This window comes from Rhodococcus sp. AC861 (genome assembly GCF_979256035.1).
The window spans coordinates 155,580-169,732 of the sequence record NZ_CEEDMW010000005.1 but is presented as its reverse complement, the minus strand read 5'-3'; the positions used below and the strand labels follow the sequence as shown (position 1 = coordinate 169,732).

Here is a 14,153-nt window from a genome sequence, read left to right as displayed (position 1 = left end):
CCTATTTGGGGAGTAGACCAGTATGGCCATCACGGACATCTTGGAATTCGCACACCTGACCGACGAGGACATCGAGTCCCTCGGCCGAGAGCTCGACTCCATCCGTCGGGACGTCGAGGAGAGCCGCGGCCGCAAGGACGCTGAGTACATCCGGCGGACCATCGCGCTGCAGCGTGCCCTCGAGGTCGGCGGACGTCTGGCGATCATGGGCTCGAAGTGGCGCTCCGCCTCCCTCGTCGGAGCCGGCCTGTTGGCTGCCAGCAAGATCATCGAGAACATGGAACTGGGCCACAACGTGTCCCACGGCCAGTGGGACTGGATGAACGACCCGGAGATCCATTCCACGTCGTGGGAGTGGGACCAGACAGGTCCGTCCGCGCACTGGAAGCGCGCCCACAACTACTCGCACCACACGTACACCAACATCGTCGGCATGGACCACGATGTGGGCTTCGGGATCCTGCGGATGACGCGCGACGAGAAGTGGAAGCCGCGCAATCTGTTCCAGCCGTTGGGCAACCTGGTGCTGGCACTCACGTTCGAGTGGGGGATCGCGCTGCACGATCTCGATGCAGCGAAGCTCGAGGCCGGCGTACCCGCGACGCAGCTGCTCTCGGAGCCCAACAAGGAGTTCGCGCGAAAGGTCGCGTCGCAGGTCGGCAAGGACTTCGTGTTCTTCCCGCTGCTCGCCGGACCGGCGTGGCGACGCGCGCTCGGCGCGAATCTGACCGCCAACGTCGTCCGCAACCTCTGGGCCTACGCGGTGATCTTCTGCGGTCACTTCCCGGACGGCGCGGAGAAGTTCACGATGGGCCAGTTCGAGACGGAGACCCACGAGGAGTGGTACCTGCGCCAGATGCTGGGCAGCGCCAACTTCACGGCGGGCCCGACCATGGCGTTCATGAGCGGCAACCTCTGCTACCAGATCGAACATCACCTGTTCCCCGACCTGCCCAGCAACCGATATGCCGAGGTCTCGGTACGGGTGCGGGCGCTGTGCGACAAGTACGACCTGCCGTACACCACGGGACATTTGGCCACCCAGTACTGGAAGGCGCTGCGCACCATCTTCAAGCTGTCGCTTCCGGACCAGCTGCTCCGACGCACGTCGGACGATGCGCCGGAGACCAGCTCGGAGCGCCGATTCCAGGGTGACGGCTCGTCGGTCGTCGACCGGGTCCGGTTCGATTCCGTGACCGGACGCAAGCGTGGATTGCGCTCCGCACTGCACGAAGCGCGGCTCGAAGCACGTCAGGCAGTGAAGCGAGTCACAGATACGAGTGCGTAACCTACGGATGCGTAACTTCCGGTAAGGTAACAACGGTCAGGCCCGCACGGGCATCGACCACCTGCCGAGGAGTCATCTGCATGGCCATTTCCGATGTCAAGGAATATGCCCACCTCACAGAGGCCGACGTCGAGGCGCTGGGTCATGAACTCGACGCGCTGCGGCGCGAGATCGAGGAGTCGCGCGGCGAGAAGGATGCGCGGTACATCCGCAACACCATCCGCTTCCAGCGCACCCTCGAAGCCGTCGGCCGCACGACCATGCTCGCGAGCAACAATCGCGTGGCCTGGTGGGCCGGCAGCGCGATGCTCGGAGTCTCCAAGATCGTCGAGAACATGGAGCTCGGCCACAACGTCATGCACGGTCAGTGGGACTGGATGAACGATCCGGAGATCCACTCGACCTCGTGGGAGTGGGACAACACCGGTCCGTCCGAGCACTGGAAGCAGACCCACAACTACATCCATCACAAGTACACCAACGTGCTGGGCATGGACGACGACGTGGGATACGGCCTCATCCGCGTGACGCGTGACCGCAAGTGGGTCCCGTTCAACGCCGGCAACCTCGTCTACAACACGCTGCTGATGCTCCTGTTCGAGTACGGCGTCGCCGTGCAGCACCTCGAACTGGGCAAGGCCGTGAAAGGCCGTGTGCCCAAGGAAGAGACGCAGCGCAAGCTGCGTGAGGTCGGCGAGAAGGTCGGTCGGCAGATGCTCAAGGACTACGCGATCACACCGGCGATCACCTCGCTGTCACCGGCCGCGTCCTACCGGAAGACGTTGACCGCCAACATCATGGCGAACGTCATCCGCAACATCTGGACCAATGCCGTCATCTTCTGCGGACACTTCCCGGACGGTGCGGAGAAGTTCACCCGCCACGATCTTCAGGACGAGACGCAGGGGCAGTGGTACCTCCGTCAGATGTTGGGCAGCGCCAACTTTCACGCCGGACCGACCATGGCCTTCATGTCGGGCAACCTCTGCTACCAGATCGAGCACCACGTGTTCCCCGATCTGCCCAGCAACCGTCTCGCTGCCATCAGCGTGCGGGTGCGGGAACTCTGCGAGAAGTACGACTTGCCCTACACGACAGGGCCTTTCCTGGCGCAGTACGGCAAGTCTTGGCGCACCATCGCGAAGCTGTCGCTTCCGGACAAGTACCTCAAGGCCACGGCCGACGACGCGCCGGAGACGGCGTCGGAACGTAAGTTCGGTGGCAACGTCACCTCGACGGTCGACCCGGTGACCGGACGCCGTTCCGGTCTGCTGAGCGCGATCAAGCAGGGTAAGGGCGGCAAGGGCCTCCGAAAGATGTTCGCCCGCTGACAGTTCGAGAGGGGCTCCGTCAGTAGGAGTCGTTCGACATCACGGCAACCAACAGCAGGCGGACCGCGGCGACGCGGTTCGCCTGCTGTCCTGTCAGGGCATCGAGTGCGCACTCCGGGTCTGCGGGCGGGCCGAGGTGGGTGCAGCCGCGTGGGCAGTCCTCGATGGATTCGGCCAGGTCCGAGAATGCCGCGACCACGTCCTCCGGGGAGATGTGGGCGAGCCCGAAGGACCGGATGCCGGGGGTGTCGATCACCCAGCCGCCGCCCGGAAGATGAAGCGAGACGGATTGAGTCGACGTGTGTCGACCTTTTCCGACTCCCGAGACGATGCCCACCGCACGATGTGCCTCCGGCACCAGTCGGTTGACCAACGTCGACTTGCCGACGCCGGAATGGCCGATCAGCGCGGACATGTTCCCGCCGATCATCGCGAGCAGGTCGTCCAGGGGACGATCACGACCCACCAGCACCACCGGCACATCCAGATCGGCGAAGACCGCGGAGAACTCCTCCGACGGCGCGAGATCGTCCTTCGTCAGGCACAGGACGGGGCGTAGTCCGCCGACGAACGCCGCCACCATCGCCCGTTCGACGAAACCCGAGCGCGGCGGGGGGTCCGCGAGCGCGACGACGATGAGAAGCTGATCGGCGTTGGCGACGACCACTCTCTCGTACGGGTCCGTGTCGTCGGCGGTGCGCCGCAACACCGTCCGGCGTTCGTCGACACGGACGATGCGCGCCAGAGCGTCGACGCGGCCGGACACGTCGCCGACGACACCGACGGCGTCCCCGACCACGATCGGCGTCCTGCCCAGCTCGCGGGCTCGCATCGCGACGACGAGCCGGTCGGGATCGTTGTCGATGACGCAGCCCCACCGACCGCGGTCCACGGAGACCACCATGGCGTCGGACGCGTCGGCGTGCGTGGGGCGGGTCTTGGTGCGTGGACGAGTGCCCTTACCGGGCCGGACGCGGACGTCGGACTCGTCGTACACCCGGCGGATCAGCGGGCATCACCCGTCATCATGGCGTCCCACAGACCGGCGAAGTCGGGGAGTGTCTTGGCGGTGGAATCGATGTCGTCCACCGTGATTCCCTCCACGGCGAGCCCCACCACCGCTCCGGCCGTCGCCATGCGGTGATCGGCGTACGCACGCCACGGGCCGCCTCGCATCGGCGCCGGGTCGATCCGGAGCCCGTCGTCGGTTTCGGAGATGCCGCATCCGAGTGACCCCAGTTCCGCGGTGAGTGCGGCCAGACGGTCCGTCTCGTGACCACGCAGGTGCGCGATGCCGCGCAGACGCGACGGCGAGTCGGCGAGCGCAGCCATCGCGGCGACGGTCGGGGTGAGCTCGCCGATGTCGTGAAGGTCGACGTCGATGCCGCGCAGGGACGCCGGTCCCCGCGCGGTCAGAGCGGTGTCCGTCAAGGTCACCTCGGCTCCCATCTCGGACAGGATGTGGCGGAACGCGTCCCCGGGTTGCGTGGTGCGCGCCGGCCACCGCGGGATGCGGACCTCTCCACCGGTCACCGCGGCGGCGGCCAGGAACGGCGTCGCGTTCGACAGATCGGGCTCGATCGCGCGGTCGACCGGTGCGACGACTCCCGGATACACACGCCAAGTGTTCGCGACACCGCTGTCTGCCGGAGTGTCGACACGGATGCCGCTCTCGCGCAGCATCTCGACGGTCATGTCGATGTGCGGCATGGACGGCACCGGGGCGCCGATGTGCTCGATGGTGAGCCCCTCCTCGAACTGTGCGGCCGAGAGCAGGAGACCCGAGACGAACTGGGAGGAACCCGACGCGTCGAGCTGGACGGTTCCTCCGCGGACCGACCCGGTCCCGTCGACGACGAACGGCAGCCGATCGCCGTCGACGGCGACTCCGACAGCGCGCAGGGCATCGAGAATGGTCTGTTGCGGGCGGGTGCGCGCGTGCGCATCACCGTCGAAGCGCGAGCGGCCCGGGGACAGCGCCGCGAGCGGGGGGACGAACCGCATGACGGTGCCGGCCAGACCGCAGTCGACGTCGCCGCCGCGGCGTGGACCAGGGGAGACCAGCACGGTCGTGCCGTCGTCGCCGGTGGGTTCGACGGTGGTGCCGAGAGTGCGGAGTGCCTCGATCATGAGGTCGGTGTCCCGGCTGCGCAGTGCACCGGTGACGGTGGACGGACCGCTCGCCAGCGCCGCGAGGACGAACGCGCGGTTGGTGATCGACTTCGAGCCCGGCAGCGCCACGGTCGCTCGAACGGGGTGGGGCGAGGTCGGGGCAGTCCAGGGCGTCACGTGCTCAGTCTCTCATCACCCGTGTCGGCGGATGTCCGCGACAGTGGCCCCGGTCGCCCTGATCAGATCCTCGGGAGAGAGTTCGATCTCCAGGCCGCGTCGGCCACCACTGCAGAACACCCGCGGATGGGCCAGTGCGGAGGCGTCCACGACGGTCGGAAGAGTCGACTTCTGGCCCAGTGGTGACACACCGCCGAGGACGTACCCGGTCGATCGCCGCACCGCGGCGGGATCGGCCATGGCCACCTTGCTCCATCCCAGCGCGGCGGCGACGGCCTTGGGCGCGAGCATGCTCGGCACCGGCACCACTGCGACGGCCAACGACGGTCCGGCAGCGACCACCAACGTCTTGAAGACCTGTTCGGCGGTGAGGTCGAACCGGGCCGACAGGGCGTCCACGGCCTCGTCGCCGTAGGCGGTGGACCCGCGGTCGTGGGTGTACGTGTGCACGACGAACTCGATCCCGAGTGTCGTGAGTGCTGTCGTTGCCGGTGTCGCCGTACCTGCCACGTCGCCGATTCCTTTCCTGCCCTGCCGCCCGGCCATCCCCCGCGAGTACGTCCGAAGTGTCGTCCGCACGCGGCGTGTCCACAGCATTCTGGACGTACTCGCGGGGGGGAATGCGCGAGGGGAGAGCAGGGGGACGACGCGGGGCCGGGAACAGGACGGAGCGGACCGTGGTTGCAGCGGAGACGAGGACGGCAGGACGAGAACGCCGTCGGTCGAGCGAGGAGGACGTGTGAACGTCGTTGCACCCGTGCGCCCGGGGGTCGAGAGTCACTCGACGGTGCTGACGAATGTGGTGATCATCCCACCGGTAAAGTGGACGTCCGACGACGGTTCACCTGCCGCTGTCGCCACCGTCCGTGGACGGGACACGAGAGGGGCCAGCGTGACCGATCAGCCACACTCCGAACACCCCACGTCCGGCACCACGACAGGCGCGGTGGATCCGGCCATCCTCGAGACCGAGGACGGGATCCGCTCGCGCGAGAACGCCGCGGACCTGACGGCACGGTTCGAGCGCGACGCGCTCCCGATGCTGGATCAGCTTTACGGCGCAGCGCTGCGTATGACACGCAACCCGTCCGACGCCGAGGACCTGGTGCAGGAGACGTACGTCAAGGCGTACACGGCGTTCAAGAGCTTCCGCGAGGGCACCAACCTCAAGGCGTGGCTCTACCGCATCCTCACCAACACCTACATCAACTCGTACCGCAAGAAGCAGCGGCAGCCGGCGCAGTACCCGACCGACGAGATCACCGACTGGCAGCTCGCCGCCACGGCGGAGCACACGTCGACCGGTCTGCGCTCGGCCGAGGTCGAGGCGTTGGACGCTCTGCCGGACGACGACATCAAGGCTGCTCTGCAAGCACTCCCGGAGGAATTCCGGATGGCCGTGTACTACGCGGACGTCGAGGGGTTCCCGTACAAGGAGATCGCCGAGATCATGGGCACTCCCATCGGCACTGTCATGTCGCGGTTGCACCGCGGACGCAAGCAACTGCGCGGTGAGCTGGCGGAGGTCGCGCGTGATCGCGGCTTCAACCGGTCGGCCGTCGCCACCGAGGAGGTCGTGCGATGAGTGGGGATCAGTTCGAGGATCTGGACTGCTCGGCGGTCATCGCCGACGTGTGGACTCTGCTGGACAACGAGTGCGACGAGGCCAGCCGTCTGCGTGTCCAGCACCACCTGGACAGCTGCGGATCATGCCTCGCCCAGTACGGCATCGAGGAGAAGATCAAGTCGATGATCAACCGGAAGTGCGGCGGAGAGCGCGCACCGGACGGTCTTCGAGAGCGTCTGACGCTCGAGATCCGACGATCCGTCACCATCTCCACGGAGGACTGACGCACCGTCCGAGCACAAACACGACGAGGGCCGAATCGCACTGCGATTCGGCCCTCGTCGTGTTCGGTCACTCGCCGTCAGGCGTTGGGACGCTTGCCGTGGTTGGCCTTGTTTCCCTTACGACTGCGCTTCTTACGTCCTCGCTTGCCCATGGTTGATCTCCTTCCTGTTCCACCCAGTTTCTCACGTGTGGTTGGCTGTATGTCCAGCGGCCGTGCACGAGCGCGGGTCGGCGTCGGTTGCGGCCGACGCGTGCGAGCGCAGAGGGGGATCGTGATGGCCGAGGACGTGCGGGCAGAGATGGTGTCGACGGTGTTCCAGGTCGTGGTGGCCGAGGGCGACCACGTGAACGAGGGCGATGCCGTCGTCGTGCTCGAGTCGATGAAGATGGAGATCCCCGTCCTGGCCGAATCGGCAGGGGTGATCACGTCGATCGACGTCTCCGTGGGCGACGTGATCCAGCAGGGCGATCTGATCGCCGTCATCTCCTGAGTCGTAGCGAGCTACCGCCGTGTCCACCCTGTCGGAGATGCTCGCCGATCACACCGAGCTCCCCGGCGAGGCCGTCGATCATCTGCAGCGAGTAGTGGGGGAATGGCAACTTCTCGCGGACACCTCGTTCGCCGACCTGTTGCTGTGGGTGCCGTCCGATCGATGCGACGGTCGCGCACCGGTGATCCTGTGTGTCGCGCAGTGCCGACCCACCACCGCCCCGACGTACATCCCGGTGGACAAGGTCGGCGCGGTGGTCGGTGAGACGGAACATCCCGAGGTGGCCGAGTGCCTGCGCACCGACTCCATCGTGCGTGGGGGCGGCCGTCGGCAGGATCAGCACAGCCCTCCCCACGACGCGGTCCCGGTGCGGGTGGCCGGCCGTGTCGTCGCCGTCCTGACCCGCGATTCCGCCCCGGTGTCACGAAGGCCTCCCAGCCTGCTGGAGGCGGCGTACCGCGACTGCGCTCACCATCTGTGCGACATGATCGCCGAGGGGTCGTTCCCCACCCCGTCGGAGAAGACCGACGTCAACTCGAGTCCGCGTGTCGGCGACGGGTTCATCCGACTCGACACGGCCGGCATCGTCACCTACGCGAGCCCCAACGCGGTGTCGGCGTATCACCGGATGGGATTGACGGCCGACCTCCCGGGGCACGATCTCGCCGCGTCCACTCGCGCACTGGTGACGGACCCGTTCGACGCAGAGGAGATCGCGTCCACCATCGCGGACGCGGTCACGGCGTCCGGCGGTCGGCGCATGGAGGTCGACGCTCGCGGTGCGACCGTGCTGATGCGGACGTTGGCGTTGCAACCTGCCGGGAGGTCCGTCGGTGCCCTGGTGTTGGTGCGTGACGTGACCGAGGTGAAGCGACGCGATCGCGCGCTCCTGAGCAAGGACGCCACCATCCGCGAGATCCACCACCGGGTGAAGAACAATCTGCAGACCGTCGCCGCTCTGCTGCGGTTGCAGGCTCGCCGAACGGAGAACGACGAGGCCAAGGTCGCGTTGACCGAATCGGTACGCCGCGTCACCTCGATCGCCCTGGTGCACGACGTGCTGTCGAACGCGGTGGACGAGGTCGTCGATCTCGACGAGGTGGTGGATCGTCTGGTGCCGGTCATGGTCGATGTCGGGTCTCTGTCCGCCGACGTGACCGTGCGGAGAGAGGGAAGCCTAGGCGTTTTTCCTGCCGAGCGTGCGACTCCGCTGGTCATGGTGTTGACCGAGCTCGTGCAGAACTCGCTGGAACACGGCTTCGATCCCGGATCGACAGGGCACGTGACCATCCGGTCGACCCGGTCGTCTCGCACTCTGGACGTCGTGGTGCGCGACGACGGGAAGGGTGTGCCGGACGGTTTCGACCCGTCGTCGTCCGGTCGACTCGGCCTGCAGATCGTCTCGACCTTGGTGGCGGTCGAACTGAAGGGCACGATCACCGTGGTGCCGGCACCCGGTGGTGGTACCGATGCGATGTTGCAGGTGCCTCTCGGTCGACGCGAACGCCGTTCCTGACGGTCTCCGGACACACAAAAGGCCCGGCACCTCGTGGGTGCCGGGCCTGCGTGCGTCTGTCGAACTATGAATCAGACAGCGGAGCGAGCGCGCGTCCGTGCGTTACGACGCTTCAGAGCACGACGCTCGTCCTCGCTCATGCCGCCCCAGACTCCTGCGTCCTGGCCCGATTCGAGAGCCCAGGTAAGGCAATCCGCGGTGACGGGGCACCGGTTGCACACCACCTTGGCATCGGCGATCTGTGCAAGGGCCGGGCCGCTGTTTCCCACCGGGAAGAACAGTTCCGGATCCTCGTCGCGACAGATAGCCTTATGGCGCCAATCCATCCTCTTACTCCTTACTGAGCGCACGTGTGCGCTGTCGAATCGTTCACGCCGGATGTGGTCCCGGTCCGTGAGCTTGTTGTGGTGCAGTTCGTGTGCGCGGCAATCATTGTTTCCGCACTGTTACTTGTGAATGCTTTCACGAACCAACGGAAAGTCAAGAGATAACACGGGCGGGGTGGTCAAGCTCACTGGAACCGATTTGGATCCTGTACCACTTTCTGGTACCCGCCGCCAGAGACGTGAAACACACTTTCGCGGACGGGTGTCACACGGGTCCTGCGGGAGCCACCACGTCGAGCGCATCCGGTGCCGAGGCGAAGAGGACGTCGGTGCGTTCCCCCAGGTAGTCCCCGTCCACTTGCAGACCGGTGGGTTCGGAGCACCGTACGCGGACCCACGCCACGTCGTCCTCCCGGAGGAGGGCCGGTGATCGCGGGTCGGAGGACGCCGACAGCATCTTCGCGACCACTCGCAGCGATGTGACCACTTTTGTCGACCGCATCGCGAATACACCGAGACCGCCGTCGAAGGTGGTGTCCGGATTGGTATGAACGGGCCGATCCTCGAGGAATGTCCACGGGTCCGAGTTGGAGACGAAGGCGTAATGCACACCGTCCGAGACGACTCCTGTATCCGTTTCCACGGTCAAGACCGGGTCGCGTCTCTTGCGACGGAAGAATGTCCGAAGTGCGGTCCGCACGTAGCGCGCCGGCGTCACGACGTCGCCGCTCGTGCGCCCGTCGTCGATCGCCTCGCACACGTCGGCGTCGAGCCCGAGCCCCGCGTTGAAGGTGAACCAGCGCTTGTCGCAGTGGCCCAGTCCGATCCGGCGATGGGTGCCCGACTCGATCAGGTCGATCAGTTGATTCGTGGCCTCGACCGGGTCCTTGGAGATGCCCAGCGACCGGGCGAAGACGTTCGCCGATCCGCCGGGAACCACGGCGAGCAGCGGCACCGGACCCACGGTCACCGATTGCATGGAGGTGGGCGCGGGGGTACCGAGCAGGCCGTTGACGACTTCGTTGACCGTCCCGTCGCCGCCGTGGACGATCACCAGATCGATCCCGGAACGACGTGCCTCGGTGGCGACCTCGCTGGCGTGACCGCGGTGGGTCGTGTGCAGCACGCTGAGCGAGACCCTGCTCGACAGGGCGTGCGCGACCAGGTCGCGGCCTGCTGCGGTGGTGGAGGTGGCGTTGGGGTTGACGATCAGGATGGCTCGCACGATCGTCCAGACTAGACGCGGGAACGGACGGCTCGACGCTGTCGACGTCGAACGGGTGTGCTCTAGGGTGGCCTGGTGCGTCTTTCGCTACCCGAATCCGGAGTACCGGCACCGATCCGCGTCGCCGGTCTGCTGGTGTCCGTCCAGGGCGCCATCGCCGTGGTGGTGGCCGTCGTGCTGCTCGTTCGTGGTGTCGCGGGCGCCGACGAGAGCGTCGTCAACGGCTTCGGTAGTGCCATCTGGTTCGCCGCGCTCGGAGCCGCGGTGACCACCGGGGGAATCGCGCTGGTGCTCGGTCACCGGTGGGGCCGCGCGATCGCCATCGTCTCGCAGCTCCTGCTGCTGCCGGTCGTGTGGTCGCTGCTGACGGATTCGGACAGGCCCGTCCTCGGGACGCTCCTCGGAATCGTCGTGCTGACCGTTCTGGGGTGTCTGTTCAGCGGACCGGCCACGCGGTGGTTGGCCGACGAGTACGTCGACACCGACGACTGAGCGAGAACGAGTGCGCCGTGTCAGCTGCCGGCGTCGACGTTGTGCGTGTGCACCTGCCGGAACTCGTGTTCGTAGCCGAGGACGCTGAACCCAGCCGGCGCCATGGCGAAACGCTTCCCCTCGGTCACCGGTTGTTCTATCCACCGGGCGATCACCGCGCGGGAGAAATGGCCGTGTCCGACGAGGACGACGTCCCGGTCGGCGAGCGTGGGAACCACGACGGACAGCACCAGATCGGCTCGCGCCGACACCGCATCGATCGTCTCGCCGCCGGGACACGGATGGGTCCACACCGTCCAGTGCGGCGTGGTCTCCCTGATCTGGGGTGTGGTCAGACCCTCGTAGTCGCCGTAGTCCCATTCCACCAGCGCGTCCCATTCACGGTCGACCGACAGCCCGGCGAGTTCCGCCGTCCGCTGCGCGCGCGAGCGAGGGCTGCTGACCACCAACGGTCGGTGCAGGCCGAGCGCGGCGATGCGTGATCCGGCCGATCGAGCCTGATCCTCGCCCAGAGCCGTGAGCGGGATGTCCGTCGATCCCGTGTGACGCCCGCTCGCTGCCCATTCCGTCTGTCCGTGGCGCAGGAGAACGAGTCGCGCCTGCGTCCGCTGCCGCGTGCCGGAGGCCTCCGGCACGGAACCTTCGGTGGGTGTGGTCCTGGGTGACGGTGAGTCCGGTCCCGCTGAGGCAGCCATGGACGAATCATGCTCTGCCCGGTGCGCCGGCCGGTGACCGAGGTCTCCCGGAAACGACTGGTGGTCGGGTTCGCCCGGGGTGTTTACTTCTCTGGTCCGTTTCGTCACGCGCGCGGCGAGTCCTGCGTGCACCGGACCGAGCGGACCGGCCGAACCGGCGCCGCGACCGCGTTCGACGAAGCACTACCGGGAGACATCGCATGAGTAGCCAGAGCACAGAACCGTCACCGACGCCGGACGGTCCCGCGGTAGCGGAGAACGGTCTGGACACCGCTGTTCTGAAGATTGCCGCCGTCATCGTCATCGGCGCGATCATGTCCATCCTCGACGTCACCGTCGTGAGCGTCGCTCTGCCCACGTTCGCCTTCGAGTTCCAGACCTCCTACGCCAACGTTGCGTGGACGATGACCGGCTACACGCTGGCGCTGGCCACGGTCATCCCTCTGACCGGGTGGGCGGCCGATCGCTTCGGCACCAAGCGGCTCTACATCCTCGCGCTGGTGCTGTTCGTCGCCGGGTCGATGCTGTGCAGCATCGCGTGGGACATCACCTCGCTGATCGTGTTCCGCGTGCTCCAGGGCTTCGGTGGCGGCATGCTGATGCCCCTGGGGATGACGATCCTGACCCGCGCGGCAGGGCCCGAGCGGATCGGCCGCGTCATGGCCGTGCTCGGCGTTCCCATGCTGCTGGGTCCCATCGCCGGACCGATCCTCGGCGGATGGCTCATCGACGCCGCGAGCTGGCACTGGATCTTCCTGATCAACGTCCCGATCGGCGCGATCGCCCTGGTGGCAGCGTGGAAGATCCTGCCCAAGGATGCTCCCGAGCCGTCCCAGTCCTTCGACTTCACCGGAATGCTGCTGCTCTCGCCGGGTCTCGCGCTGTTCCTGTTCGGGGTGTCGTCCATCCCCGAGTCCGGAACCGTGATGTCGGCGCGCGTGTTGGTCTCGGCGGCCGTCGGCCTTCTGCTGGTGGCTCTCTTCGTGCGGCACGCCCTGCGCACCGAGCACCCGCTGATCGATCTGAGGCTCTTCGCCAACCGGCACCTGAGCGTCGCCGTCATCGCCATGAGCTTGTTCGCGATCGCGTTCTTCGGCGCCGGACTGATCTTCCCCAGCTACTTCCTGCAGGTTCGCGGCGAGACCACGCTGATGGCCGGGCTTCTCCTCGCCCCGCAGGGCTTGGGCGCCATGGTCTCCATGCCGATCGCCGGTCAGCTCGCCGACAAGATCGGACCCGGCAAGATCGTCGTCGCCGGCATGGTGTTCGTGACCGCGGGCATGGCCGTCTTCACACAGGTGGGCGCCTCGACGTCCTACGTGGTGCTGCTCGGCGCACTGTTCGTCATGGGCCTCGGTCTCGGCGCGACGATGATGCCGATCATGACCGCTGCGCTGCAGACGCTCGACGACGCGTCCGTCGCTCGTGGGTCGTCGCTGATGAACATCATCCAGCAGTCGGCCGGGTCGATCGGTACCGCTGTCATCTCCGTCGTCCTGACCAATCAGCTCCTCGATCGCGCAGCGGCCGGTCCGGCCATTGCCGCGCAGAGCGATCCGGCCATCGCGGCCCAGCTTCCGCCGGGCGCGGTCGACACCGGACTGGCGCAGGCAGCCGACGCGTTCGGTGGGACGTTCCTGGTGGCCACCATCATCGTGGCGTTCACGTTCATCCCGGCTCTGATGTTGCCGCGCAAGAAGTTCCAGGCCGTAGCCAGCGGAGACAAGGCCGCTCGCGGAGCGATGCTGCACTGATTCGGCACCCTCGTGCACGAGGTTCGGCCCGGTGCGGCATCACGCCACGCCGGGCCGAACGTCGCTCGAACCACCCGGTGATGCCAAGATCGTGGGGTGACGACGATCCTGGCAGTGGCCAATCAGAAGGGTGGCGTCGCCAAGACGACCACCGTGGCATCGCTGGGAGCGGCACTCGTCGCTCTGGGCCGACGAGTACTCGTGGTCGATCTCGACCCGCAGGGCAGCCTCACGTTCTCGTTGGGCCACAACCCGGACAAGCTCGAATCCTCGGTCCACGAGGTGCTGACCGCCGGTAGCTCGGTGACCGAGGCGATTCTGAGCACCGACGAGGGCGTCGACCTACTGCCGGCGACGATCGACCTGGCCGGCGCCGAGGCTCTGCTGCTGATGCGGCCCGGTCGGGAGTACACGCTGAAGCGGGCACTGGCTCCGGTGCTCGAGAACTACGACGTCGTCGTGCTCGACTGCCCGCCGTCGCTGGGAGTGTTGACTCTCAACGGGTTGACTGCCGCGTCGAGCGTACTGATCCCGTTGCAATGCGAGACGTTGGCACACCGCGGTGTGGGCCAGTTGCTGCGTACGGTCAGCGAGGTGCAGCAGATCACCAACCCCGATCTGACCCTGCTGGGAGCGCTCGCGACGCTCTACGACGCTCGGACGACACACAGCAGGGACGTCCTCGCCGATGTCTCCGGGCGGTACGACATCCCGGTCCTGGCCCCGCCCATCCCACGGACCGTGCGATTCGCCGAGGCATCCGCATCCGGCACGTCCGTCATCGCAGGCCGGAAGAACAAGGGCGCACAGGCGTACCGGGAGCTCGCAGACAATCTTGCTGCCCACTGGTCCGACGGTGCGGCGCTGCGGACGTACGTCGCCGACGAGTGACAG

General features: G+C 66.9%; 16 protein-coding genes. 9 read left to right on the top strand and 7 right to left on the bottom strand.

Features of this window, described 5'->3' with window-relative positions; all coding sequences use genetic code 11:
* Nucleotides 1-22: 22 nt before the first annotated feature.
* Both AC0IX4_RS17050 and AC0IX4_RS17045 read left to right on the top strand, forming a co-directional pair.
* Nucleotides 23-1,288, top strand: coding sequence for a fatty acid desaturase family protein (locus tag AC0IX4_RS17050; protein ID WP_042573236.1), 1,266 nt, complete (start codon nt 23-25; stop codon nt 1,286-1,288).
* An 80-nt stretch (nt 1,289-1,368) separates the two neighbouring features.
* Nucleotides 1,369-2,619 carry a fatty acid desaturase family protein gene (locus AC0IX4_RS17045; RefSeq protein ID WP_042573237.1) on the top strand — a complete coding sequence of 417 codons (1,251 nt, stop codon included), beginning with the start codon at nt 1,369-1,371 and terminating at the stop codon, nt 2,617-2,619.
* A gap of 19 nt (nt 2,620-2,638) precedes the next feature.
* Here AC0IX4_RS17045 and rsgA read toward each other — a convergent pair whose 3' ends face one another.
* The 3 genes from rsgA to AC0IX4_RS17030 are packed head-to-tail and all read right to left on the bottom strand — an operon-like array spanning nt 2,639 to nt 5,418.
* Complete coding sequence (gene rsgA, locus AC0IX4_RS17040; protein WP_042573238.1) at nt 2,639-3,616, bottom strand: ribosome small subunit-dependent GTPase A; 978 nt, start codon at nt 3,614-3,616, stop codon at nt 2,639-2,641.
* Between the two features lie 8 nt (nt 3,617-3,624).
* A complete protein-coding gene (gene aroA / locus AC0IX4_RS17035; RefSeq protein WP_471830050.1) occupies nt 3,625-4,908 on the bottom strand; it encodes a 3-phosphoshikimate 1-carboxyvinyltransferase in 1,284 nt (427 codons plus the stop codon).
* A gap of 15 nt (nt 4,909-4,923) precedes the next feature.
* Entirely contained in the window at nt 4,924-5,418 is a 495-nt protein-coding gene (locus AC0IX4_RS17030; protein WP_471830048.1) for an aminoacyl-tRNA deacylase, read from the bottom strand.
* A gap of 436 nt (nt 5,419-5,854) precedes the next feature.
* Here AC0IX4_RS17030 and AC0IX4_RS17025 point away from each other — a divergent pair, with 436 nt between their 5' ends.
* The gene (locus AC0IX4_RS17025; RefSeq protein ID WP_042573382.1) at nt 5,855-6,493 is read left to right on the top strand and encodes a sigma-70 family RNA polymerase sigma factor; all 639 of its coding nucleotides are present in this window, start codon (nt 5,855-5,857) and stop codon (nt 6,491-6,493) included.
* Nucleotides 6,490-6,759 carry a mycothiol system anti-sigma-R factor gene (gene rsrA / locus AC0IX4_RS17020; RefSeq protein WP_042573240.1) on the top strand — a complete coding sequence of 90 codons (270 nt, stop codon included), beginning with the start codon at nt 6,490-6,492 and terminating at the stop codon, nt 6,757-6,759. The genes AC0IX4_RS17025 and rsrA overlap by 4 nt, the downstream gene beginning before the upstream one ends.
* A 77-nt stretch (nt 6,760-6,836) precedes the next feature.
* Here rsrA and AC0IX4_RS17015 read toward each other — a convergent pair whose 3' ends face one another.
* Nucleotides 6,837-6,911 carry a 50S ribosomal protein bL37 gene (locus AC0IX4_RS17015; RefSeq protein ID WP_095413260.1) on the bottom strand — a complete coding sequence of 25 codons (75 nt, stop codon included), beginning with the start codon at nt 6,909-6,911 and terminating at the stop codon, nt 6,837-6,839.
* Nucleotides 6,912-7,035: 124 nt separating this feature from the next.
* On the opposite strand from AC0IX4_RS17015, the gene AC0IX4_RS17010 reads away from it, so the two are divergent.
* Complete coding sequence (locus AC0IX4_RS17010; RefSeq protein ID WP_042573241.1) at nt 7,036-7,251, top strand: biotin/lipoyl-binding carrier protein; 216 nt, start codon at nt 7,036-7,038, stop codon at nt 7,249-7,251.
* Between the two features lie 19 nt (nt 7,252-7,270).
* Entirely contained in the window at nt 7,271-8,767 is a 1,497-nt protein-coding gene (locus AC0IX4_RS17005; RefSeq protein WP_471830046.1) for a sensor histidine kinase, read from the top strand.
* A 71-nt stretch (nt 8,768-8,838) separates the two neighbouring features.
* Here AC0IX4_RS17005 and AC0IX4_RS17000 read toward each other — a convergent pair whose 3' ends face one another.
* Both AC0IX4_RS17000 and AC0IX4_RS16995 read right to left on the bottom strand, forming a co-directional pair.
* Nucleotides 8,839-9,093: a WhiB family transcriptional regulator gene (locus AC0IX4_RS17000; RefSeq protein WP_042573243.1), complete on the bottom strand. Its 255-nt coding sequence runs from the start codon at nt 9,091-9,093 to the stop codon at nt 8,839-8,841.
* 265 nt (nt 9,094-9,358) lie between these two features.
* A complete protein-coding gene (locus AC0IX4_RS16995; protein WP_056069142.1) occupies nt 9,359-10,318 on the bottom strand; it encodes a diacylglycerol/lipid kinase family protein in 960 nt (319 codons plus the stop codon).
* Between the two features lie 72 nt (nt 10,319-10,390).
* Here AC0IX4_RS16995 and AC0IX4_RS16990 point away from each other — a divergent pair, with 72 nt between their 5' ends.
* Nucleotides 10,391-10,810, top strand: a complete 420-nt coding sequence (locus tag AC0IX4_RS16990) for a hypothetical protein (protein ID WP_471830302.1) — start codon at nt 10,391-10,393, stop codon at nt 10,808-10,810.
* A gap of 20 nt (nt 10,811-10,830) precedes the next feature.
* Here the strand turns inward: AC0IX4_RS16990 and AC0IX4_RS16985 are convergent, their stop codons facing one another.
* The gene (locus AC0IX4_RS16985; RefSeq protein ID WP_471830045.1) at nt 10,831-11,505 is read right to left on the bottom strand and encodes an acid phosphatase; all 675 of its coding nucleotides are present in this window, start codon (nt 11,503-11,505) and stop codon (nt 10,831-10,833) included.
* Between the two features lie 200 nt (nt 11,506-11,705).
* Here AC0IX4_RS16985 and AC0IX4_RS16980 point away from each other — a divergent pair, with 200 nt between their 5' ends.
* Nucleotides 11,706-13,259 carry a DHA2 family efflux MFS transporter permease subunit gene (locus AC0IX4_RS16980; RefSeq protein ID WP_471830043.1) on the top strand — a complete coding sequence of 518 codons (1,554 nt, stop codon included), beginning with the start codon at nt 11,706-11,708 and terminating at the stop codon, nt 13,257-13,259.
* Nucleotides 13,260-13,355: 96 nt separating this feature from the next.
* The gene (locus AC0IX4_RS16975; protein WP_042573247.1) at nt 13,356-14,150 is read left to right on the top strand and encodes a ParA family protein; all 795 of its coding nucleotides are present in this window, start codon (nt 13,356-13,358) and stop codon (nt 14,148-14,150) included.
* Nucleotides 14,151-14,153: the final 3 nt, after the last annotated feature.

Bases quoted from the DNA above. Each gene is read 5' to 3' on its own strand.
- AC0IX4_RS17050 (WP_042573236.1), top strand. From the start codon at position 23: ATGGCCATCACGGACATCTTGGAATTCGCACACCTGACCGACGAGGAC.
- AC0IX4_RS17045 (WP_042573237.1), top strand. From the start codon at position 1,369: ATGGCCATTTCCGATGTCAAGGAATATGCCCACCTCACAGAGGCCGAC.
- rsrA (WP_042573240.1), top strand. From the start codon at position 6,490: ATGAGTGGGGATCAGTTCGAGGATCTGGACTGCTCGGCGGTCATCGCC.
- AC0IX4_RS17010 (WP_042573241.1), top strand. From the start codon at position 7,036: ATGGCCGAGGACGTGCGGGCAGAGATGGTGTCGACGGTGTTCCAGGTC.
- AC0IX4_RS17000 (WP_042573243.1), bottom strand. From the start codon at position 9,093: ATGGATTGGCGCCATAAGGCTATCTGTCGCGACGAGGATCCGGAACTG.
- AC0IX4_RS16985 (WP_471830045.1), bottom strand. From the start codon at position 11,505: ATGGCTGCCTCAGCGGGACCGGACTCACCGTCACCCAGGACCACACCC.
- AC0IX4_RS16980 (WP_471830043.1), top strand. From the start codon at position 11,706: ATGAGTAGCCAGAGCACAGAACCGTCACCGACGCCGGACGGTCCCGCG.